Raw genomic sequence first — 23853 nt, 5'->3', positions numbered from 1 at the left:
GGGCATCACCAAGGCGCTATAATTCCCCCCTATCGTGGTATAAAACCCTCTCAGGCAAGCCATTCGCCGTTATCAATCGAGGAGAACATGTTGCCAACGCATCGCCCGAGTTTGACGAGCTTAAGTCGCGCCAATCTATTACTTATCGCCTGCCTCGGGTTAACGCTTGTGGTATTGGTTGTCGCCGCTGTCGATCCGCTTATCGGTCAACCCACACGTTTACAGGTGACAGTGTTAGATAGCTCAGCCAATAGCAGCCTGCTCGCCTTGCCCGATGGCCGGATCACCACTTTAGACCAAGGCGGACTCACCAAAAACGCCCAAGTCACTATTTGCTCACGTACCCATTTAGTCTCTGGCTTGGAGCACTTTAATTTAAGCCATCATCAAGAGGCGACACTCTCCCCCGAGTTCCGCGTCTTAGACTAATTCAGCATTACGGCCAATGCAGCCAAGCTAAATCCCTGTTAGGCTTAGGATTGATCATCCTATTGCCAACCTTAAGGATAGCCATGGGCAATTTGGCGCACCCACTCACTGCAATCACTCGTCCTCAGTCTCACCGCATAGGCTTGAGCATATTGCGCTTGTGTATCCTGAGTTTGTGTTTGGGCCTTACGGCCTGCGCCAATCAACCCGCCGAATACACTTGCTCACCTGAGGTGATTCGATTGAATTGGGCCGAACCCGCAGACCTTAAGCAAACAGTAGCAACACTCAGCGCCGCAGAATTAATGGGGCGTAAAACCCAAACAGAAGGCGCCGCCAAGACTCGCGACTATCTGCACAGCCAGTATCAACAACTTGGGCTTACTCCTTGGGGAGAGACTTTCGAGGTGCCCTTCGAGTATGCCACGCTTTTTAGCCAAGAGACGGGAAGCAATATGGTGGCGTTAATCCCCGCACGCCAACCCACCAATCGATGGCGCATTCTGGTGGCTCACTACGATCATCTCGGCATGACTGGCAGCAAGATTTACCACGGCGCCGATGATAACGCCTCTGGTGTTGCCGCCCTGTTGGCTCTGGCCACCCACTGGCAAGCACAGCTAAGCGCCGCCCCCGATTCGCTGCCCAACATTAACTTAATGTTTGTCGCCACCGATGCGGAAGAGCCTGGGCTGTATGGCAGTACGGCCCTCGTCGAACAACTCAAACAACGCATGCCCGAGGCGCAATTTGAACTGATGCTCAATCTCGATATGATTGGCCATCCGAGTCGCCCCTACGCCATTTACCTCGAAGGCAGCCGCAACTTTTATCAGTTTCCACAATTTAGGCCCATGCTAAACGCGAATAACCGCCTCTGCATTAAGTTGAGTCATCCCAAACCCGTGGGACGAAGCATCCAGAGCACTGATTGGCTCAGGGCCTCGGATCATTATCCTTTCCATAAAGCTAAGATCCCTTGGCTCTACTTTGGCGTCCCCACTCATCCGCAATACCATACCCCCGAAGATACCCCCGACACTTTGGACTATGTGTTTCTCGCGGCGGTGACGGAATCCGCCTTCGAAATCCTACGACTCAATGGCGACTTTTTGAAAAATTAATCGAAGTGGCGCGTTTCTTGCTCAGTTTTGGCAAAAAAATCCACGCAAAACCCTGTATTTATCCGAGAGTCACTTGGTAAAGCGGCTAAAATGCTGCTATAATCTGGCGTTTTCGGTGCGGGAAATCGACACGGGGTTGATTTTCTGTCTGTGAAACTTAAGCGCCAATCCGGGCGCATCCACAAGGCTACAACCCAATGTCATCCAGTGAAAGAACTTTCCGTGAACTCGGCTTGTCCGAGAATTTGTTGCGTGCTCTTGACGAGCTAGGTTACGAAAACCCAACGCCAATCCAATCAGCCAGTATCGACCCATTAATGGCTGGCAAAGATATTTTAGGTCAGGCACAAACAGGTACAGGTAAAACTGGCGCCTTCGCCCTGCCCCTGCTCAACAAAGTGACCAGCCAAGCTGTTCCACAAATTTTAGTATTAGCGCCAACCCGCGAATTAGCGGTGCAAGTAGCAGAAGCTTTCAGCAGCTACGCGAAATTTATGAAAGGTTTCCATGTACTGCCAATCTATGGCGGTCAGAGCATGCATCAGCAATTAAACGCCCTGAAGCGTGGCCCACAGGTTATCGTGGGTACACCGGGCCGTGTTATGGACCATATGCGCCGTGGCACCTTAAAGCTGGAAACCCTGCAAGCGCTGGTACTCGACGAAGCCGACGAAATGTTAAAAATGGGCTTTATCGACGATATCGAATGGATTCTGGAGCACACACCAGAGCAGCGCCAACTGGCACTGTTCTCGGCCACTATGCCAGAACAAATCAAGCGTGTTGCTAACAAGCACTTAAAAGATGCGACTAACATCAGCATCGCGGCGAGCCACACCACTGTTGACTCTATCGAGCAACGTTTCGTGCAAGTGTCTCAGCACAACAAGTTAGAAGCCTTAGTACGCGTATTAGAAGTTGAAAATACCGAAGGTATCATCATCTTCGTTCGTACCCGTAACTCATGCGTTGAATTAGCAGAAAAACTCGAAGCCCGCGGCTACGCTTCATCACCACTGCACGGTGATATGAACCAGCAAGCCCGTGAGCGTGCGGTTGAACAGCTGAAAAGCGGCAAGCTAGACATTCTGATCGCGACCGACGTTGCGGCCCGTGGTCTGGACGTTGAGCGTATCGGCCACGTAGTAAACTACGATATCCCTTACGATACTGAAGCTTACGTACACCGTATCGGTCGTACTGGTCGTGCTGGCCGTACGGGTATGGCGATTCTGTTCGTCACCAGCCGTGAAATGCGTATGCTGCGCACCATCGAGCGCGCAACTAACAGCCGTATTTCACCAATGAAAGTGCCAAGCCCAGAGACAGTTGCAGAGCGTCGTCTGTCTCGCTTAGGTGAGCAGTTAGCGCAAACCATGACACAAGATCTGGACTTTATGCGCGAAGCCGTTGCCCAGTTATGTCAACAACTGGAAGTGGATACCGATCTGCTGGCCGCAGCCCTGCTGCACCAAGTTCAGCAAGAGCGCCCACTGCAATTACCAGCGATTCAAGAACGTACTCGCGATGAGCGCAGCGAACGTGGTGCTGAACGTGGCGAGCGCGGTGAACGTCGTAGCCGTGAATCACGTCCAATGCCAGCAAGCCTTGGTAGCGCTGAAGCGTTAAAAGACAACCCAGATCTGAAGATGTGCCGTTATGTTATCGACGTGGGTCGTGACAATGGCGTGGGTGTGGGCAACATCGTTGGCGCTATTGCAAACGAAGCGAACATCGACAGCCGTTACATCGGTGCCATCCAGTTATACGATGCAGTAACTACCGTTGACCTGCCAGACGGCATGCCAAAAGAAGTGCTGCAGCACCTGAAGAAAGTGCGCGTATGTGGCAAGCCACTGAACATCCGTGAAGCTGGCGATCAGGTATTCGTAGACTCAGGCCGTGGCGCACGTAGCGACCGTCGTCCACGTGGTGACCGTCCAATGGGCGAGCGTAAACCACGTTCAGCCTCTGGCGACAAGCCATTTGCTGATCGCAAACCACGTTCAGACAAGCCAGCAGGCGAGCGTAGACCACGTAAACCACGCGAAGAGTAATCGCCAAACCTAAGTCGTTAGGTTAAGCAGATTTAAACAAACGCATTAAAAAAGGAGCCTAGGCTCCTTTTTTGTTGTCTATCATTTTTCCGAATTAACTTGCACTTAAGCCAATAGGTCTATTAGTGTCGGCTTAGTCTTTGGCAACACAATTAGTGTATTTCAATGAAAAAAGCCCTTACCGCTGGCCTGTTATCCGCTTTTATTGCCCCCGGCAGCGGCCACTTTTACCTTAAACATAAACGCACTGCGCTGGTATTTTTTAGCTTAGCTGTCATCAGCCTTGTGCTGCTACTCATGCAAATCTATCAAGTGGCACAAGTGATCGCCTTAGAGATCCAAAATGGCACCTTACCCTTAGATGTCGGCGTGATATCTGCCGAAATCACCCAACAAACCCAAACCACAATTGCCAATGCCAATGAGCTGCTCTATGGCTTTTTGATCTGCTGGTTAGTGGCATTGCTCGACAGTATTCGGCTTGGGCTTAAGCAAGATAAACAAGATGCCTTAACCACGAATACAACTGGACAGTAGATTTAGACTTTAATGGGCTTGCAAACACTGTGGTTAGCAAGCCCATATTGCAACAGCAACCTATTGCTTAACACCATCGACTGACGCATCAACAGGCTCAGTTTGAGTATCCAAATAACCACTCAGGCGAGTTAATAGCAGCGCCGCAATCACCACAAGCGCACCAATCAATGGGGTTTGCATTAATCCCATCTGCTCGACAATGAGCCCGCCGCCCCAAGCACCTAAGGCAATCCCAATATTGAAGGCGGCGATATTTAATCCCGACGCTACATCGACTGCGGTTGGAGCATAGGTTTCAGCCAGTTTGACGACATAGACCTGTAATCCAGGAACATTGCCAAAGGCGAAAGCGCCCCAAACGAGTATGGTTAACACAGCGGTAATAGGGTTTAACGCCGTAAAATGGAAGATAAACAACACCGCAGCTAAACCAGTAAAAATATAACTGAGGGCTTTGATTGGCCCCATGTTATCGGCCATCTTACCGCCCCAGATGTTGCCTATGGCAACCGAGACACCATACACCAACATGATCATCCCTATCGCACTCGCATCGAAGCCACTGATCTGCTGTAAAATCGGCGCAAGAAAGGTAAAGGCGACAAAAGTACCGCCATACCCAATTGCTGTAATGGCAAATACCAGTAGCAGCCTTGGCTCGGTCAACACTTTAGCTTGGGTCAGTAAACTGGCAGCACGGGTCTGCTTAAGGTTGTTCGGCACTAAGAATGCACTGCCTATCAAAGCGATAAGGCCAAGCAGAGCAACGGCTAAAAAGGTCGATTGCCAACCCAAACTCTGGCCGATATAAGTCCCTAGGGGCACTCCTGTTACCAGTGCGACGGTCAGTCCTGTAAACATAATTGCAATGGCGCTGGCCGCTTTTTCCTTTGGTACCAGTCCAGTGGCAATGGTTGAGCCAATCGAAAAGAACACCCCATGGGCTAAACCAGTGATCACCCGCGCTGCAATCAGAGTTTCATAACTTGGGGCTTGCCACGCGAGCACATTCCCTGCAACGAATAGTGTCATTACCGCTAACAGCACATGTTTACGATTCCAATTCCCCGTTAACGCCGTTAATACTGGGGCGCCAACGGCTACCCCAAGGGCATAGAGGCTGACTAATAATCCCGCCGAGGGGAGAGAAACCTGTAAGTCCTGCGCCATAGTGGGAATTAATCCCACGATGACAAACTCAGTTGTTCCAATAGCAAAGGCGCTTAGCGTCAATGCAAGTAAAGCTAAAGGCATGATGGCGTCCATCCTGTATTAAACGAGCGACAAGCTCGATAAGGGCTAATAGAGCTGAAGTTAAACCTGTTCACATAACTTCAGATGGCGCTATCTTGACGATAAAGTTTATTGTCAAAAAGAGTGATTTTTACAAATGATTTTTGCTATAAACGTAACTAATTACCTCGTTGGAGACTGACATGCTGACTCGCTCAGATGACTTACAGATACTACTCACAGTGGTCGATAGTGGCGGATTTTCCGCAGCGGCCGAAGCGCTCGATATTCAAGTTGCTAGGGTTTCAAGAGCTGTGACCAAACTTGAGAGTCAGTTGCAAGTCACCCTGCTCAACCGCACGACTCGACGAGTCGAATTAACCAATGAGGGACGTCTGTTTGTCGATGCAGTTAGGCTTGGGCTGCAAACCATACAGTTAGCGGAAGAAGAACTTATGAGTCGAGGAGAGCAACCTAAGGGTAAGCTTAGAGTCGATGCTGCCAGCCCTTTTGTGCTACACCAGATAGTCCCTTTAGTGCATGAGTTTAAACAGCTTTACCCCGAGATAGAGCTAGAACTGACCTCGAACGAAGGCTTTGTCGACTTGATTGAAAAGCGCACAGATGTGGCTATTCGTATCGGAAAACTCACCGACTCAACCCTGCACGCTAGACCCTTAGGTAAGAGTAAACTGCATATTGTCGCCTCTAAGGAATACCTCGCCAAACGCGGTTTACCTAAAAGCGTCAGCGAGCTAAGCCACCACAGTCTTATCGGTTTTACGGGCGCTAAGGTCTTGAATCAATGGCCACTCAAAGGACTGGAACCCATTGTTCCCACAATGCGGGCAAGCAATGGCGAAACCGTACGTCAATTAGCCCTCGCGGGTAACGGCATAGCCTGCCTGTCTGGCTTTATGGTCAGCGATGATATTGCCCACGGTCGTTTATTGCCTTTGCTAGAAAACGAGCGAGTCGTGAATATAGAGCGGGAACAAGTCAATGCCGTCTATTACAAGACCTCAACCGTTGCTCGGCGGATCTCCGCCTTTATTGATTTTATTCAACCTCGGCTAACTCTCTAAATTTAGAAGTGATTAGGGCTATAAGTACCATAGATTATTGCGGTAATAGCAAAAATCATTTGTGCTTTAGCCTCTTTATCAACAAAGCATGATCGGTGACAGTTACCCCATCCACAGAATAAGGGGAAGAATATGACTCACACCAATGCGACAGCATTTAACCAAACGCCTCTGACAGCAATGCCGATGCTGGGCACAGGAACATTCAGGCTTAAAGATAAAGCTGCGTTCGATGCAGTGTTGATGGCACTCGAAGAAGGTTCACGCCATATCGATACGGCACAAATTTATGGTAATGAATTGGCCGTCGGGGATGCGATTAACGCCTCAGGGATCCCACGCCAAGAACTGTTTATCACGACCAAAGTTTGGACTGAAAACCTGACGAAGGAACGCTTTGAGACTAGCGTTATCGACAGTCTAACGGCGCTGCAAACCGAGTATCTTGACCTGTTACTCATCCATTGGCCGTTAAACAGCGATGAGCCCAATATGGTCGAGTATCTTTCAGAACTCAAAGCGGTATTAGATAAAGGCCTAACCCGTCGGATTGGCGTATCAAACTTTACCAATGCACAACTCGCGCAAGCGATTGCCATCTTAGGCGAAGGTGTTATTTATACCAATCAAGTAGAAGTGCATCCTTATCTCATCAATCGCAAAGTGACGGATTTTTGTAAACAACACAATGTATTAGTAACGGGATACATGCCATTTGCCTATGGCGCAGTGTTGCAGGATGAAACCATTGTCAACTTAGCCATGGCGCATCGAGCCACTCCCGCACAAATTGTGTTGGCATGGCTGCGACAATTAGGTTTTGCCACCATTCCCTCCTCAACCCAAAGAGAGAATATTCGCAGCAACCTTGCCGCAGCAAGGATTTGCTTAACGCCTGCAGAAATCGAGCAAATCAATCAACTGGATCGCAATCACAGGGTCGCAGATCCAGACTTTGCCCCCGATTGGGATTAGTCCGTCCGCGCTTGAGTTAGCCTTTAACTTCTAATGCCCAAGCGTCGATAAAGCTCTGATAATTAGCGATGAGCAAATCCGCAGCTTGGGCATAGTCGGGCACCTCTTCTGGGCAATAGAGGGCGCAGCGGCTACCGGCGTTTTGCGCGGTTTGCAGATCAAATAGATAATCCCCCACATACAAGATATCCGCCGGACTCAACTGCCATTGCTCGCAAATCAAGTGGATACCCTGCGGGTGAGGCTTTGGCTCGGCATCGTAACGGGTCAGCACTAAAGGGATATCAATACCAAGTTTTTCGATGGTAATTTTCGCCGCCTCGGGCATATTGCGGGTCAAAATCGCCAGAGGAAGTTGCCGCGTCTTTAAAAAGGCAATCAGCGCCTGCGCCCCTTCAATCCAGCTCGCCTGACGCGAACTTTCAAGCTCGTAGTCATGGACAATTTCCAGCGCCTCCATCTTAGCCATTGTGGTGTCGAGGCTATGTATATGCTCGAGAATATCGGTACCCGATCCAATACCTAATGCCGCTCTTAAGCCTTTAAAATCGGGGTTTGAATGGGCAAGCGTGCCGTCGAGGTCGAAGATCACCCCGCGGATCTGTTCAAGTTGAATATCGGTCAGGCGTGTTATCACTCGGGTACCTATTCAGTGGTTTGTGAAGCGGGTTGCAAACGTCGTGCGCGGCGCTGGCCATACAGGGGCAGTAATTGCACCACCATCACTGACACAATAATCACACCTATGCCAAAGAGCGATAGCGCATCTAATTTATCGGCCTTAAATACATCAGGCCACCAACCGATACTCACCACTAACGCCGTGGCGCTAAAGCTAAATACCGGCGTTAACGCCAGCATGGCGCTCACCTGTGCCGTCGGCCAGTATTTCATCGATTGTCCGAAGCAGCCGTAGGCAATTAAGGTATTGGCGGCGCAAAACAGCGCCACTTGCCAGTCGAAGCTATCCATTTGTGCAAACTGGCTAAAATCGCTAAAGGGCGCCATCGCAAAGATCCCTAAGCCGTAGATGACTAAGAGTACGTTGGCGGGGGACAAACGGTTCAAGAGTGACTTTTGCAGCAGCGCATAGGTAGTCCATGACAATGCGGAAAACTGCACTATCATCACCCCAAGCCAGATCTCATGGTTATCGGTGGCGGAAAAATCTAAATAGGGATGGAAAAACATCAACATCCCTAAAGCTAAGCTGGCAAAACAACTGAGTTGCACCGCATTCAAGCGTTCTTTAAAAAACAATACGCCGCCAAAGGCGAGGAAAAATGGCGAGGTTTGAAAATTAAGCTGCGCCGCTCCCGGTGCCAGATAATCGAGGGAATACACGAATGACACATAGTTAAGCATTAGAAACAGTCCAGCGAGGATAAGCCTGAGCCAAACCTTGGCATCGAGCGCCGTAAACTGTTTCAAACTCCCCGCGCTCCACTGCACCAAAATACTGACAAGAAGCGCCACTAAAAAACGGAACCAAGTCAACGTCACAGGATCGATAAAACTCCCCGACAGCTTAAGCGCTATGGGTAACATGCCCCAAAACAACACGGCGACAGAAATAAACAACAATCCTAATTGAGCATGATTAGTTGCCAAGGATCCAGAGTGGCTTTGATTCACGGAAAAGTCCCAGTAGTACCGCTGAAAGGAACGCCATTCTGGCACCGCGGCGCGCTAAGATCTAGCCTAAAAAGCGATTAACTTTTCAGCCGGATTGGATAGTTAAGCTGACACTAAATCAATCTTGACTGGCGATAAATGCAGAGCATTTCAAGATAAGTTTTATCAAGCCTTTAGCAGCACAAAAAGGTATATTGAGCGCAATTTCTCTTTTAGCTCAGATTGGATTTGCAGAGTCGAGTTATGCCTTATGCGCTCAGCGATTGTGGCATAAATGACTCTGCATAAGTCCTTTAAAATAAGTTAGTTAGGATTAAACATGTCACAGACAGACGCTAAAGCACAGCTTGAGTCCATTAACGCTGCAGCACAAGAACTCGCCCAGCGACGCGCCAAAGGTGAAGCGGGTGCGCTGTTGCAAGAAGCGCTAAGACCGAAAGATTTCCCCCAGGCTTTTGCTATCCAGCAGACTATTGCGCAGCAGTTTAGCAACCAAGGCAACCCGATTGCGGGGTGGAAGTGCCTACTGCCAACCGCCGAAAAAACCGTGGTAGCACCTATCTATCAACATGATGTGTATGTCGAAACCGCCGAGTGTCCACTTTATCCTTCGAGCAAAGGGCTTGCCCGTGTCGAACCCGAGCTCGCCTTTGAAATTGGCAGCGATTTACCACCACGAGCCACGCCTTATTCAGAAGCCGAGATCGACGCCGCCCTAGGTAAAACGCGCCTCGCCTTAGAACTGATCAAAAGTCGTTATCAAAACCCAGGCGAAGCTAACCACTTCGATGCCCTCGCCGATGGCTTAGTCAATCAAGGCTTGTGGTTAGGGCCAGAAATCTCAACCTCGGCTGAAACAGGCCATTTCGCCCTGAGTGTTGAAATCGCCGCTGGCGGGCTGCAAGCAAGTGAGACGCTGCAAAAAGCCGCCGTTCATCCAAACGGTTTCCCTAAAGCCGGGCTTTATTGGTTAGTCAACTTCTTATCAGCCCAAGGTATTGGCTTAACCCGTGGACAGTATGTGATCACAGGCTCATATGCGGGAGTGTTAGATCTGCCGCTCAATCAGCACTGCCAATTCCACTACGGCGAGTTAGGTCAATTTGGTTTGCAGTTCGTGGCTAAATAACTCCCCCCCTAAAGAGCGCCAAGCCAATCGGCAAAGTCAGAAGGTAGGCAAATGCTTACCTTCTACAACCCCTACTGACCAACAGCGCGAAAACAAGCTTGTATCAAGAGTGAAACATTTGTACTATCCGATGGAACTAAATATAAGGATATACAAGATGTTAGACGGAAAAATATTACCCTTAGCCAGTCTATTTGCTTTAGCCTTAAGTACTTCGTTACCCATAAATGCCTCGGAAAACACATTTTCCCAAGCCTACAGTGACTACCAAACCGCACTCAAACAAGGTGATAACGCCCAAATAGAAGCCAGTGCCAAAAGGGCCTTCGAACTAGGTGAAGCTCAATATGGCAAGGACAGTGTTGATTTAGCGAACCTTGCCATGAACTGGGCTGGTGCGATAGAAAAGCAAGTTGCCCCTTACCCATTTGCAGAAAATAATTTGCCACAAACAGCGAAGGCGAATGAGTTATATCAACTCGCTCTCACAAATTATAAAGTTCATTATGGTAAAGAAGCGCTTGAGCTTATCGATCCCTTACTTGGTGCAGCACAAACCGCCGTCGAAGCCAAAGATGCGAAAAATGATTTGCTTGATGCAATCACAATTGCTGAAAAATCCGATAACAAGAAACTGATCGCCGATGTAAAAATGGCCGCTTTTAACCGCTTATCCAATACTGAGCTATACACAAGAAGCGTAAGAAGCTATGCCTTCGAGGCCTACGAAACTTACAAAGAAATCCTGCCCGAAAATGCCCTCGACAGAGTCAAAGCTACCTATGTAGTTGGTGCAGTTGAATATGCAGAAAAGCATGATGACAAGGCGATTCCATTACTATTAGAGGTGGTTAAGCAGTTTGAAGCCCTTAACTATACTCACCCTTATGCGTTAAGTTCTCATGCTTATCTAGTCGAACTTTATGAGCGCCAAGGAAAACGCGAAGAATCTACTGCTCACTGTATTGCTATCGGTAAAATGCGCCCTTGGGCCGATGCACAGGAACAGCAACCGCTGTTTCGCACTACGCCTAAATACCCTGCATCCTATGTCCAAAAACGTAAAAGCGGCTGGGTTCAACTTAAATTTACCGTGGATGAACATGGCTTTGTGAAAAATCCTGAAATTTTAGCCTCTAAGGGTGGCACTTTATTTGAAAAAGAAAGCATCGAAGCCTTAAATAAATGGCGTTACGCACCCAAATTTGAAAATGGTAAAGCCGTAGAAGCACAAAGTAGCGTACAACTGGATTACACCATCAATTAATAACCCGCTATTTCACCTCATATCCCAGCCCATCGCCTAATCCCGATGGGCTGTTTTTATCTTCTGAAGTAGAAACCGTTAGCTCGCGCTTTATCCGGCTTAAACAAGTCTCACAAATGCAAGCCGTCGCAGGCAGCGATAATAGTTGCGCTAGCTTATCAGCACTCAGCCCTACTGTAGCGTCTGTTGATAAGCCTGCCGCCAAATCGCCAGATAGCAATTGAGTCAACTTCGGAAACGCCTGCTTAGCACACCAACAGTCACTGATCTCGGTGCCAAGAGTCATAGCACACAGATTTCCCTCTTGGCATAAAGGGCACAGCTGCGCGGTATCGAACTGAACGTCTTGTAAGTGCTTAGGCACGGTAATCCTTATGGTATCGGAGTGATAACGCAGAAATAATAATGTTTTTTTGCAACTCAAGCTGAGTTGATTTGCACCAAGGTTAGACTTTAAAGCTTTTCAAACTACGTTTGAATGCTTTAGCTAACAAGTCGTGGGGCTTTACCCCGCACCCGATAATAATGCTGGTTTGTTTAGCGTTTGAATTGGCAAGGTTATCGCTGTAAGTATGTGAATCATTGCGGCCTTACGGCCGAGATAAGTCAAAGTCGTGGGTCTTCAACCCACACCCGACCAAGAGGGGATCAACAGCAATTCCCTCTTGGATCTCCCTTGCCGCCCCTAGCGAAGTTACATGCATTGAATACTGGCTTCGTGTTTATTCGAAAATAGCTAACGCTTCCGATGGTACATCCTGTACCCCGAAAGCTAGCGAGGCATCCATACCTCGCTCACGCGATTTTCTTCAACGCCCTTCAGCAACTTCGCTGGGGAAGGTGAACTTCTGTAGCTACTGTACGAACTATTAATCCCCAAAATCTGTGTCTGTCCCAACTTTTTCTAACTAAAATCATATTTGGTGTATTTATTTAGCTCAATAAGCCGCATTCCTGCGTTATGGAAAGTGTATTCACGGATTCATACATGGTGATTGCGTTTTGCAGCTTTGATTTTAAAGTGGTTGAGTTTATAAACTTGAGCTAGCCATTTAGAGGTTTTAATAACTACAGATTTCTGTGCTCCTCGGTAGCTAGGAGCGCGTTGGAGAAATTAGTGTCTTCAATAAACTTGTTGAATCACAATTTTACTGCATTTCTAAGTACCTTATAAATAACGTTTGAGTCTGTCCCTAGCTGCTTCAACTTAAAAGGTTTTTTTACATTTTTGGTAATGACCCAAATCTCAGGAATTCGATTACCCTTGTGGAATACATCAGCAATAATAATATCTTCAACATCAATGTAAGAAATATTTTTTGTAGTAAATGGATAAGCAACCTTAAAACCATTGCTTGTGACTTCGATACCTGTAACTGTTACTAGGTATTCATAGATGATAACAGCAACTAAAACACTCATCGCAAAATAACCTAAAAGAGGATTACCGCCTTGACCTACATAGATACCTAACGCAGAAAAGCAGACAATACCCACTAGATTTGATAAATGATAAAAAGACCCTTTAGAGAATTTGAACTGTTCTGATTCTACCTTTTGCGTGCAAGCTTTTTCATTTAGCACTTCTCGCAGCTGCTCAAAACCATGTAATTGATATTCAACTCTAAGTAACTCTCTATTGTTGGAGTCCATCAAATCTAGACGTTGCAGATACTGCCTTTCTTTAATTTTATGTATTTTCTCCCAAGTAACTAACCCATTATTTTTCCCAGCGTGCAAATACCAAATCCCGTCATCATCAGCTGCAATTTCTGCAAGGGGTAGCTTTTTCAAAGTGCGCCATGACAAAGCTGCAAAGAATCCGAATAATGCAGTACACATTAATGAAACTATAAGTGTTCCATTTGCACTGCTTTTGCCATCATCCGGCAAAAATGGTAAAGACATTCCAAATACCATAAATGCGATACAACCTATTAAGCTCACTTTCATCAACGTGATAAAATTTTTTTCAACCCTGAATTCTTGCATATGTTTTGTTTAGACCTTTAAGAGGGGATTAACGTATGACTTGCACTTCTAATAATCCCCCAACAAGTAATGAGTTGAGTATCGAAATGACAAGGAGGATTAGCTCAAATGTCCCGGAAACTTAGCATCAATTTTAATGTGCAATCAACATCTTTAAATAGCAGGCAAGAGGACTATAAATACTTATTAGCATTTGGCTAGATCTGAAAATCGGGTAAATGCTATTAACTTATAATTTCAACTGCACATTGAATGCCCGCTTTTGGTATCACTAGAGCTTTTCTATAGATAAAGAAATACCGTAAGGTGTAACAACACTTTGTTTTCGTTGACAAAAAATCAAAACAAATCAACCCTTTAGAAAACATATCGAGGGTTAGACTCCCTCGATACGTTTCATGCATTCAAGATCGGTGTTGAAATCAACAGACCACACTGATACCCGAAAGGCGAGTCATGGTGATTAGCGAGACGACCGTCCGCCCCAAGGACGGGGCGGTCGAGCATCCACGGATGGACTCGCTGCGTGTCGACGAGCCAATGCCATGACAAGCCTATACGTTAATGCCTGCAAATACTAAGACCCCTTCAACGTAAAACCCAAATGACTCGGTACAATTGACAAATAAAAAAGCCAGCACACTTTAAACTTGCTGGCTTTTTGCCTAACTAATTCACTCGCTTTATTTCACCGCGAGAACAGTCAATCAAAGCTACTCAACTAAGACTTTTTCGGAAACACCGGATAAGAGGCGGTGCCAAGCACTTTGCCATCGACTTCGACACCGTAGTAGTCATTGTCGTTATGGTATTTCTCCTGCGCTTGTTTCACATCGCCCTTATTGCGTGGGTCCTGTGGCCGTTCATGGGAGTTAATGTAAGCCGCAACGTCCCAAGCCTGTTGGTTAGTCAGCTGAATACTCTTAGCGAAGGGCATGTTTTCATAAATGAAGAATGCGGCCGTATTGACCCTGTGCATACCTGCGCCCCAGTTGTAGCTCTTAGGACCCCATAATGGCGGCAGAGAGTAAACACCCGCAATCGCTTGGCCTTGACCATCGGCGCCATGGCACGCTTGGCAGTGAGCGGTATACACGGCTTTGCCGCGCTCGGGTGAGAACGCGAGCTCAGGTTTGGGGATCTCAGGATAACCACGGCCAGGCAGATTTGCGCGTTGATCCACTGTCGTGGCTTTTGCTAGCGTGTCAGGCAGCGGGAAATCCTCACGTTTGGCGCCTTTTACCAATTCGGCATCGCTGAGTTCTGGCACTGGGCCATCAAGGTTAGCCGCATCCATTAAACCACTCATCCCTAACCAGTAGGCATAGGCCGATAGCGCGATCAGCTCGGGGCTGCCCGCAGCGGGGGCTTTACCGTTCATGGAATAGTTAAAACAGCCTTGTACCCTTTCTTCAAAGGTATTTACTTTATCGTCTTTTTTACGGTACGCGGGATACGCAAAATAGGCGCCCCAAAGCGGTGACGCATTCGCCTTACGGCCCGCATCCATATGGCAGTTGGCACAGTTAAGCTCGTTACCCACATACTTATCTCTCAGCTGCTGGGTATTCACAAATAACTGATAACCCAAGCGTACTTTATCGCCGAAGGCCCCTTCGGGAATTGCACTTAAGGGTCTTGGGGTTAAATAACTTTGATCAGGATTTTTAGGGACTGAGGGCAATGGCGCTTGTTTGTCGGGTAACTCATTCACAGCCTGCACTTGAGCGGTTAGCACGCCCATTGCGGCCAATAGTAAGATGGCAGAAGATTTCATGGCCGGCTCCTTATTTCAAATTCGCAAAGTAGTTCGCTAAGGCATCCACCTCGGCGGCGGTCAGCTTGTTAGCCACATTGGCCATCATGCCGTCCACATCTCCCTTACGAGTGCCAGCTTGCCACGCCAACAGTTGCGTCTTGATATAACTGGCCTGCTGACCCGCTAAACGTGGAAACAGACCGCCGCCTAAACCTGAGGGGCCATGGCAAGTCACGCAAGCAGGTAAGCCGCGAGACCAATCACCTTGATAGGCTAAGCGCGCGGTATCGTCGCTAAAGGTCACCTGCTCACCACGGATCACTGGCTTGACCTCAGTCTTAGGTGATTTGGCGGAGAAGTAACTCGCCACTTGCTCGATGCCATCACCTTGCAATGTCATCGCCATCGGCATCATGGTCGCGTTTTGGCGCACACCTGCCTGAAAATGTTGTAATTGGGTGGTGATGTATTCTTTCGAGAGTCCAGCGAGACGAGGGCCGAGGGGTTCTATGCCCTCGCCTTCGGCGCCGTGACAGGTCACGCAGATTTGTCCTGCTGGCGGGACTGCGGTTGGATTGGCTATGGCTACAGAGGTCAAGGCACAGCCGTAGATCAGCGCGATACCTTTGGCTAATGTTCTAATTTTAATATTCATTTTCTATCCTTGAACATACCTTGAGTAGAACTTAAACGGCTCTAGTGATAGCCAAGTCCTAAACCTAGGTCGTTATAAAGAGATAATTGAGTGGTGCGTTCACACGTTTAGCCCACACTAAACGAGTTTGTACCTTACTCCTCGAATCTCCACTGAACAAGCATTAAAAAAATCTAATATTAAGTTCTTAATAACCAAATCGAGTCGCTTCAAAGCTATTCAATAACTTATGAAGCAGGTAACAGAGGAATAAGGTCGCCACTATCGCCACAAAAATACTGCTCACCCGGTAAAGCGCACTAAAAATCAGGTCGTTACCAGGGGTTAAGTATTGGCCAAACAAAATCCCTAAGGTGGTCATCGCACCAAACCCCACACCTGAGCCACTCGCCTCCTTCACATGGGCCTGCGCAAACAACATAAGCCCAACCCACAGCAGCGGCACAATCAGGATCAGTAATCCGGACCAATCGTAGAGGAAAAGTTGCACCATCACCCCAAACGACACCCCAAGCAGAGTGCCCAGCGCGCGTTTACGGGCATAATCCAGCGCCCCGTTCCAATGCATGGGGAACAGGAGTAACAGCGTGGTCGCCTGTGCCGACATGGAGTCACGCAAATCGAAAATTTGAAACACTAAGAAAGAGAGCGTGGCAATGCTGGCGCCGAGTAAAGCTTCGTGGCGCATACGGTGCGGCGCCTTAGGGCCGGGTTTGTAGGCAGGACGAGGCTCGACATCCGGCCAGAGTGCCGTCATCAGATAGGCGATAACCACAGACAATCCCGTCGCCCAGAAATTACTGAAGATTAAGTCATTGAGATCTGTGCCCGGATAGCTGGCAAAGTGCAGCATTATGCTCAAACTCAGCACGCCATTGGCACCAAACAGAAATAGGCTACCGCGGGACATAGCCGCAAAACGATATAAAAACAGTAAAAAGACAATCGGCGTCATCAATCCGGGGTGGCTACCGAAGAAACCGCCGAGTAAGCCGACTTCAAGCCCCGCCATGGCCGATGATGCCAGCAACTGCCGCATCGCATGGCCACTCATCACAGGGACGAGTCCCAGCAATAACATTGGGGTTACCGTAAAAAACACCCCATTACTCCACCCAAAGAGCTTACACAGGGTAAAGCCAATGGTGCCGCCAGTCGCAATGCGCAAACACTGGCGTAAGTCATTGGTAGTTAAAGGGTTGTGGCGTAACAACATGCGAATAGCCTTGAGATTAATAGATGTAATGGAGCAGGCTAATGACCTTAATCTGCACCTTGGCTAGCAGGCTAAACAGCGTATTGTCAGGCAGTAATTGCACAGTGGCACGCGCACCTGCTGGCAGATTATTCATCGCATCGTCGTCTAACACTAAATGTAGTCTTAAGCGCTGCGCATCACGCACCCAACGGTCCGACTCCTGCGGCGCCGCTAAGCGGCCATTGGCATCAAACTGCCCCGCACTCACACCGGCATCAACACTGCTCACTTGGGCGCGATATAAACGGCCTGGCTCACCATCGAAGGCGATTAATGCTGGATAAGATGCATTAACGCCACGTAAGGTCTTTTCACGAAAGTCGGCAATAATATCTAATTTATCAGAGACTAAGGCGAGCAGCGGCTGGCCTACTGCGGCAAAACTGCCCACTTCGAGTTGCAGGTTGGTCACTACTCCATCTTGGTCGGCACGAATTTGGGTGTAAGACAGGTTCAGCTCCGCTTGCTCTAAGGCATTTTTCGCTTGGCGCACTCTTAGGTTTTCTTCGCCATAGAGGCCACGGCTGACTTTGAGTTTATCGAGACGAGCATTAGCGGCTAACAGATTCGCCTCGGCGGCGTCCGCATCACTATCGGCCTGATCCCGTTGCTGCTGCGACACACCATGGGTGGCATACAGTGCATCTAAACGTTTGGCTTCGCGACGCTTTAATTGAGCCGTCGTAGTACTGGCATTCACTTCCGCCTTGGCGGCTAACAACGAAGCATCTAACTCGGCATTGTCCTGACGCACTTGCTCTAGGGCCAATTTTGCCTGAGACACGGCTAACTCAAAGGGTGCTGGGTCGACTTGAAACAGTAAATCGCCCTTGGCGACCACTTGGTTATTCTTCACATTAATGGTTTGAATCTTGCCGCTGATCTGCGGGGTCACCTTAGTTACCACACGGGTTGCCATGGCCTGTGGGGTCAAGGGCATCATAGCGTCGGCAAACATAAAATAGCCAAACACAGCCACAAAACCGAGCATGGCGATTTTTACGAGGCGGGCAAATTGTTGATCCGGTGTCATCTTATTTCTCACTCAAGAATTTCTGTGCTCTTAGCCAACTTGGCTAAGGCGTTATCACTGATTAGGCTAATGATGCGTTCAAACTCACCAAGCTCGCTGGCGCTGATCCCAGCCAACAACTCTGCGCGCACTTGAATAATCCGCGCTTCGACTTGCTTTAATACATCCTTTCCCGCAGGCGTTAGCGATACGATTCGGGCGCGCTTATCTTTAGTGCAGCAATGACGCTCGACTAAACCTTGCTCCTCAAGCTGCCCTAACGTGCGCATCAAAGAAGCCAATTCAATTTCCAGCGCATCCGCCAACACCTTCTGGCTCACGTTGTCGCCCAGACGCAATAACTTCCACAATGCCGTCCAACGAGGATGAGTTAACCCGAGTGGCGCTAATTCCACATCCGCCACGGTGCGCCATAGTCGGTGCAAGCGGCCTAAATGTTCCGCTAGGGATAACTCCTTTAATCGCTCTAATTCTTTCTGCATCATGCTTACTCATTTACTTAGCCTGCTAAGCATTATACTTAGTTAGCAGGCTAAGTAAATATTCGCCACGAAAAAAAAATCTGTGCACGCTGCCACGAAATCCGCAAAACGGTATGAAACGGCGGTAGTAATATCACTTTGTGTGGGGGAAATAGACGCAGAAGATAGTGGCATTAATCTCATTAACCTATGAGATTAAAAACAATTTTTCCGAATGTAACTTCACTGCAAACCGCACGGGCGGGAGATGAACTCGCGCAACTTTCAATGCGCTTAACGACTCTGCTCTCCCAATTTAAGATTTAGGAATTAGTCACTAGCCAAAAGCAAAACGCCGCTAAATAGCGGCGTTTTTTATGAATGTTTACTGCGTTATACCGCCTTTGGGCGAACCCCTAAGGTATGGCAAATCGCATAGGTCAGCTCGGCGCGGTTAAGGGTGTAGAAGTGGAAATCTTTAACACCTTCGCGGGATAACACTTTAACCATATCGATCGCCACGTTTGCCCCCACCAGCTGACGCGTGCCCGCATCATTCTCTAGGCCATCGAACTGCTTATGCAACCAGCTCGGTAGACTCACATTGGTCATGCCCGCGAAGCGTTTTAACTGGGTAAAGTTAGTCACGGGTAAAATGCCGGGCACGATTTCGACATCAATTCCCGCCGCAACGCAGCGGTCGCGAAAACGCAGGTAAGATTCCACATCGAAGAAAAACTGGGTAATAGCACGGCTCGCACCGGCATCGATTTTACGCTTGAGGTTAATCAAATCGGCCTGAGCATTAGCCGCATCTGGGTGTACTTCTGGGTAAGCGGCAACCGAAATATCAAAGTCGGCCACTGAGCGCAGTAAGCGCACTAAATCCGCCGCAAAGCGAGTCGGTTTCGGGCTGCCCGCTGGTAAATCGCCACGCAGTGCCACTATGTCGCGGATCCCCGATTTCCAGTAATGCTTCGCCAGATCTAACAATTCTTCGTCGCTGGCATCCACTAAGGTTAAATGCGGCGCGGCAACCAGATTGGTTTCTTTTTGAATACGTTCAATCACGCCGTGGGTACGGTCACGCACGCCCGAGTTGGCACCATAGGTCACTGAAACAAACTTAGGATTCAGCGGCTCTAAACGGCGGATAGAGTTCCACAGGATCTGTTCCATTTCGGGGGTTGATGGCGGGAAAAACTCAAAAGAAACATTAATATCGCCATTAAGTTCAGACAAACTTTGGTTTAGCGAATGTGAATGTTGTGCGTGATGAAAAGCCATGTGTATTTCCTCAACCGCCCGAGTGCGACGCTCCATCGCGCTGGTACGACTTATAAATGCAGTAATTTAATCCATATGGACGTTTGGACGTCTATATGTCCATATACTAGAGAAACTGGCCGTTAAGTCAAGCCAAAAAATCCCCCTTTTTGGCATTTTCTTATCCCTCGTTGACCACCTTGATTTTAGTCCTGATCTTCGCCAATATTCATAGACGTAAAGGACTCGAATGAGTCCTTTACGTCTATGAATATTGGCCGAATCAGCTTGAAGATACGGGGGATAAGTTCTTCAAGTGTCTAGGTTTATAACTACTCTTGCAGCAGATCGCGACAGATCTGCGTCAGATCCGATTGCACCGCTGCGGCAGTTACCTCACGGCCCGCACCCGGTCCACGGATAATCAGCGGATTACCTTGGTAGAAAGCAGAGCGGATCACAAACACATTATCCCCAGGCGTGAGGTTAGCGTAGGGATGATTCGCATCAATCCACTGTAATCCCACCTCAGCTTTCAGGGCCGCGCCGCTATTGTCCAAGGAGGCGACATATCTCAGCACTTTGTTTTGCTCCGCCGCTGCGCCGTATTGTTGCTGCAATTCATCATCCAGCTCAGCGATACGGGCAAGGAATTGCTCCAGTGGAATATCCGCCAAATGGGCTGGCACTAGGGAGCGCAGTTCAATATCCTCAAGCTCGATTTCCAGACCGATTTCACGGGCCAAAATCAGCAGCTTGCGCTGCATGTCGCGGCCAGAAAGATCGTCGCGGGGATCGGGTTCAGTAATCCCTAGGCCACGCGCTTCAACCACTAATTCCGAGAAGGGTTTGCTGGTATCGTACTTCTCGAATAACCAACACAGGGTACCAGAGAAAATCCCGCCGACGGCCTCAACCGTATCGCCGCTGTTACGCAGATCGTTTAAGGCGTGCTGGATAGGTAAACCCGCGCCACAGCTGGCGTTATAGCGCCAGAATAGACGGCGATAACCGAGTTGTTCCTTCAGCTCGCGGTAGAACGGCAGCGGGCCAGAACCCGCAAGCTTGTTCGCGCTGACCATATGGATGCCGCGCTCGAAAAACTCTGGGTATTGTAGGGTTAAACTGGCGCTAGCACTGATATCTAATGCAATCAGTTCGTCGCAGTTAAGTTGTTCTAATTGTTCGAATAAGTGCTCATATTGCCAAGGTGTTGCCTCGGCATCGAATTCCTGCTGCCAGTTTTCCAAATCCACAGCCGTAGACTTGATCAGGGCTTTGCTGGAACTCACCAAGCCGACAAGCTCGACACGCGCTTCAAGCTCTTGATTTAACGAGGGAGAAACTGACTTAAACAGCTTCACCCACGCCTCGCCAATATTGCCAACACCCAGCAGCAATACACCAATGCGTTTACGTGGACCAGCGCAGCGGCGATGCACTTTTTGCGTCAGCAGATTAACCTGCGACTGTGGCACTAAGGTCACCAGACTTAAGTCACCACTGAACAAGGGCTTAGCGTCACGGCTCAGTAAACGGGCAAAGCTGCGGCGATAATGCTCGGCATCGGCACTCACAAGCGCCACTAAACCGAGTTCGGTATTAATTTGCAGATCTTTAATGCCGAGGGCTTCGGCCTGCCCATCCAATAACTTTTGTACTTGTTTTTGGTTTTCAGCGGTATAAGCAAGCTCGAGTCGTTGATGCGCCGATACCCAATGGGCCAGTGGCGTTAATCCTGCTTCGACTAATTGCTCGAGCAGACTGGCTACATCGCCCGCGATCTTAAAGCCAAATAACACCACGGCATTGAGGTTAGTCACCACGGGCGCACTCGCCGAGGAGCTGTGGGGCGCAATCAGGGTAAAGTCGGTATGGGAGGCGTAGCTTGAACGTACGGCTAGGCTCACCTCAGTGTTAAACAGCGGCTGCAAAGTGCGCGAATGCAAAACAGGCGAGCCTAGGCGCGCCAAGCGGTCTGCTTCGGCGAGGGACATGCTCTTGAGTAATTTCGCATCGTTGATCTTATTCGGATCGGCGTTAAAGACCCCTTCAACGTCGGTCCAAATGGTCACGCGCTCAATGTCGGCGAGGCTGGCAATTAAGCTGGCGCTAAAGTCAGAGCCATTGCGACCCAATAGCAAGGTATCGCCACGCTCGTTGGCACAGATAAAACCTGTGATCACTAAACGCTCGTTAGGATGCGCCGCCAGTAAGGCTTGCACTTTGGCGCGGGATTCTTGCACACGGATTTGCGGTACGGCGGCCTCGTCGGCCACAAGAATCGAACAGGCATCCACATGGCTTGCGGCCACACCCGATTCACGCAGCAGCGCCGCCATCAGGCGCGCCGACCAACGCTCACCAAAGCTCACCACATGGCTAATTTGGTAATCGTTACGGGAATCTAAAGATAACAGACTGATTAATTGAGCTTTATCCGTGGTTAAACGCTCACGCAGATCCCGCGCTTGCTCATTGGATAACAGCTGCTCAATCAAGCCTTGCTGATAGCTGATAAGGACTTGTAACTCTTCTTGCCATAATTGGTTGCTATCGCGCAGGGACAATAATTTATATAAAAAGTTAGTGGTTTTACCCGCAGCAGACACCACCACCAGATCATCACTATGACCATGGGTTAACAGAATATGGGCGACTCGGCGATAACAATCGGCATCGGCTAAGCTGGAACCACCAAATTTATGTAAGTGACAACGTGCCATCTCGAATTCCTCTACTGACAAGCCGCAACGGCGGCCAATCCTGCTTGAATATCTGCAACTAAGTCGTCGGCATCTTCAATACCAACCGACAAACGTAATAGGGTGTCTTTAATGCCAGCTTCATAACGTGCTTGGGGCTCCATCGCCCTGTGGGTCATAGTCGCGGGCACGGCCACGAGACTCTCAACGCCACCTAAGCTCTCGGCCACGCTAAATAAACTTAAGGCATCTAAAAAGGCGACCACTTCGGCCTCGCCGCCCTTAAGCTCAAAACTCAGCATAGCGCCAAAGCCTTTTTGCTGCTTGGCGGCAATGGCATGGCCGGGATGTTCCGCAAGGCCTGGGTAATACACTTTGCTCACCACAGGGCTGCTCGTCAGCACGTGCACAATACGCTGGGCATTGCTTTGGTGCTCGCGAATGCGCACGGCTAAGGTACGCAGACCCCGCAGGGTTTGATAACTGTCGAAGGCAGACCCAGTTAAACCTAAGGTGTTCGACCACCAATGTAAGGTCTCACCGAGTTGAGGATCTTTGGCGATCACCGCGCCGCCCACCACATCGCTGTGACCATTGATGTACTTAGTGGTGGAGTGGATAACGATATCGGCACCGAGTAACAGCGGTTGCTGCAAAATTGGCGAGAGGAAAGTGTTGTCCACCACCACTAAAGCGCCCACGGCGTGGCTCGCCTTGGCGATAGCTTCGATATCGACGACTCGCAGCAGAGGATTAGAGGGGGTTTCAATCCACACCATCTTAGGTTGCTGGCTAATCGCTTGCTCAAGCGCTTGGCCGTCGGTTTGATCGACCACCAGCAGTTTAAATTGGCCCTTTTTAGCCAAGTTGGTGAATAAACGGTACGAACCGCCGTAGCAATCGTGAGGCACCACCAGCAAGTCATCAGGGCCAAGCAAAGTGGTCACTAAGGTAATGGCCGCCATGCCTGTGCAAGTCACCACACCAGTTGCGCCCTTTTCCAGCTTAGCTAGGGCATCACCTAAGATGCTGCGGGTAGGATTGCCGGAACGGCTGTAATCAAATTCGCGAGGATTTTTATGACCATCGAAGGCGTAATTCGTCGACAGGTAAATTGGCGGCACCACAGCGCCATACTGAGTATCGCTTTCGATACCCTGACGCACTGCTAATGTGGCTAATTGACGTTCGGTCACTAATTTGCCTGCGGTCATCGGGAACTCCTAAGTTCGCAAAGAGATGTCTGGACG

General features: G+C 49.0%; 21 protein-coding genes. 8 read left to right on the top strand and 13 right to left on the bottom strand.

Annotated features, from left to right (window positions below; all coding sequences use genetic code 11):
* The first annotated feature begins 87 nt into the window (after positions 1 to 87).
* From CF168_RS02825 to CF168_RS02810, 4 genes are all read left to right on the top strand, one after another.
* Positions 88 to 429: a hypothetical protein gene (locus tag CF168_RS02825; protein WP_089066892.1), complete on the top strand. Its 342-nt coding sequence runs from the start codon at positions 88 to 90 to the stop codon at positions 427 to 429.
* Positions 430 to 512: 83 nt separating this feature from the next.
* On the top strand, positions 513 to 1553 hold the full coding sequence (locus CF168_RS02820) for a M28 family peptidase (RefSeq protein ID WP_089066891.1): 1041 nt from the start codon (positions 513 to 515) through the stop codon (positions 1551 to 1553).
* A gap of 197 nt (positions 1554 to 1750) precedes the next feature.
* Complete coding sequence (locus CF168_RS02815; RefSeq protein WP_011718375.1) at positions 1751 to 3610, top strand: DEAD/DEAH box helicase; 1860 nt, start codon at positions 1751 to 1753, stop codon at positions 3608 to 3610.
* 165 nt (positions 3611 to 3775) lie between these two features.
* On the top strand, positions 3776 to 4147 hold the full coding sequence (locus CF168_RS02810; RefSeq protein WP_089066890.1) for a hypothetical protein: 372 nt from the start codon (positions 3776 to 3778) through the stop codon (positions 4145 to 4147).
* A gap of 60 nt (positions 4148 to 4207) precedes the next feature.
* Here the strand turns inward: CF168_RS02810 and CF168_RS02805 are convergent, their stop codons facing one another.
* Entirely contained in the window at positions 4208 to 5404 is a 1197-nt protein-coding gene (locus CF168_RS02805; protein ID WP_089066889.1) for an MFS transporter, read from the bottom strand.
* A 182-nt stretch (positions 5405 to 5586) separates the two neighbouring features.
* Between CF168_RS02805 and CF168_RS02800 the strand changes: the two genes are divergently transcribed.
* Together CF168_RS02800 and dkgB are read left to right on the top strand one after the other, a co-directional pair.
* Positions 5587 to 6468: a LysR family transcriptional regulator gene (locus CF168_RS02800; RefSeq protein ID WP_089066888.1), complete on the top strand. Its 882-nt coding sequence runs from the start codon at positions 5587 to 5589 to the stop codon at positions 6466 to 6468.
* Positions 6469 to 6600: 132 nt separating this feature from the next.
* Complete coding sequence (gene dkgB / locus CF168_RS02795; protein WP_206191654.1) at positions 6601 to 7443, top strand: 2,5-didehydrogluconate reductase DkgB; 843 nt, start codon at positions 6601 to 6603, stop codon at positions 7441 to 7443.
* 16 nt (positions 7444 to 7459) lie between these two features.
* Here the strand turns inward: dkgB and CF168_RS02790 are convergent, their stop codons facing one another.
* A complete protein-coding gene (locus CF168_RS02790; RefSeq protein WP_089066887.1) occupies positions 7460 to 8080 on the bottom strand; it encodes an HAD family hydrolase in 621 nt (206 codons plus the stop codon).
* 8 nt (positions 8081 to 8088) lie between these two features.
* Positions 8089 to 9078, bottom strand: coding sequence for a DMT family transporter (locus CF168_RS02785; RefSeq protein ID WP_089066886.1), 990 nt, complete (start codon positions 9076 to 9078; stop codon positions 8089 to 8091).
* Between the two features lie 319 nt (positions 9079 to 9397).
* On the opposite strand from CF168_RS02785, the gene CF168_RS02780 reads away from it, so the two are divergent.
* Both CF168_RS02780 and CF168_RS02775 read left to right on the top strand, forming a co-directional pair.
* Positions 9398 to 10207 carry a hydratase gene (locus tag CF168_RS02780; protein WP_089066885.1) on the top strand — a complete coding sequence of 270 codons (810 nt, stop codon included), beginning with the start codon at positions 9398 to 9400 and terminating at the stop codon, positions 10205 to 10207.
* A 157-nt stretch (positions 10208 to 10364) separates the two neighbouring features.
* Positions 10365 to 11474, top strand: a complete 1110-nt coding sequence (locus CF168_RS02775; protein WP_089066884.1) for an energy transducer TonB — start codon at positions 10365 to 10367, stop codon at positions 11472 to 11474.
* 7 nt (positions 11475 to 11481) lie between these two features.
* Here the strand turns inward: CF168_RS02775 and CF168_RS02770 are convergent, their stop codons facing one another.
* From CF168_RS02770 to metB, 10 genes are all read right to left on the bottom strand, one after another.
* Complete coding sequence (locus tag CF168_RS02770) at positions 11482 to 11838, bottom strand: cysteine-rich CWC family protein (protein WP_089066883.1); 357 nt, start codon at positions 11836 to 11838, stop codon at positions 11482 to 11484.
* A gap of 776 nt (positions 11839 to 12614) precedes the next feature.
* Positions 12615 to 13382 (bottom strand): hypothetical protein, encoded by a 768-nt coding sequence (locus CF168_RS02765; RefSeq protein WP_206191653.1) that lies wholly within the window; start codon positions 13380 to 13382, stop codon positions 12615 to 12617.
* Positions 13383 to 14187: 805 nt separating this feature from the next.
* The gene (locus tag CF168_RS02760; RefSeq protein ID WP_089066881.1) at positions 14188 to 15243 is read right to left on the bottom strand and encodes a c-type cytochrome; all 1056 of its coding nucleotides are present in this window, start codon (positions 15241 to 15243) and stop codon (positions 14188 to 14190) included.
* Between the two features lie 10 nt (positions 15244 to 15253).
* Entirely contained in the window at positions 15254 to 15880 is a 627-nt protein-coding gene (locus CF168_RS02755) for a c-type cytochrome (protein ID WP_086902210.1), read from the bottom strand.
* A 187-nt stretch (positions 15881 to 16067) separates the two neighbouring features.
* The gene (locus CF168_RS02750; protein WP_086902211.1) at positions 16068 to 17096 is read right to left on the bottom strand and encodes a DUF2955 domain-containing protein; all 1029 of its coding nucleotides are present in this window, start codon (positions 17094 to 17096) and stop codon (positions 16068 to 16070) included.
* Between the two features lie 16 nt (positions 17097 to 17112).
* Positions 17113 to 18171, bottom strand: coding sequence for an HlyD family secretion protein (locus CF168_RS02745; protein ID WP_086902212.1), 1059 nt, complete (start codon positions 18169 to 18171; stop codon positions 17113 to 17115).
* Positions 18172 to 18179: 8 nt separating this feature from the next.
* A complete protein-coding gene (gene slyA / locus CF168_RS02740) occupies positions 18180 to 18653 on the bottom strand; it encodes a transcriptional regulator SlyA (protein WP_086902296.1) in 474 nt (157 codons plus the stop codon).
* Positions 18654 to 19025: 372 nt separating this feature from the next.
* The gene (metF, locus tag CF168_RS02735; protein WP_011624168.1) at positions 19026 to 19919 is read right to left on the bottom strand and encodes a methylenetetrahydrofolate reductase; all 894 of its coding nucleotides are present in this window, start codon (positions 19917 to 19919) and stop codon (positions 19026 to 19028) included.
* 311 nt (positions 19920 to 20230) lie between these two features.
* On the bottom strand, positions 20231 to 22624 hold the full coding sequence (locus tag CF168_RS02730) for a bifunctional aspartate kinase/homoserine dehydrogenase II (protein WP_089066880.1): 2394 nt from the start codon (positions 22622 to 22624) through the stop codon (positions 20231 to 20233).
* An 11-nt stretch (positions 22625 to 22635) separates the two neighbouring features.
* Entirely contained in the window at positions 22636 to 23799 is a 1164-nt protein-coding gene (gene metB, locus CF168_RS02725; RefSeq protein ID WP_167373680.1) for a cystathionine gamma-synthase, read from the bottom strand.
* Between the last annotated feature and the right edge of the window lie 54 nt (positions 23800 to 23853).

This window comes from Shewanella bicestrii, assembly GCF_002216875.1.
GTDB lineage: Bacteria > Pseudomonadota > Gammaproteobacteria > Enterobacterales > Shewanellaceae > Shewanella > Shewanella seohaensis.
The sequence above is the reverse complement of the archived record's forward strand: the minus strand, read 5'-3'. Positions and strand labels throughout refer to the sequence as shown.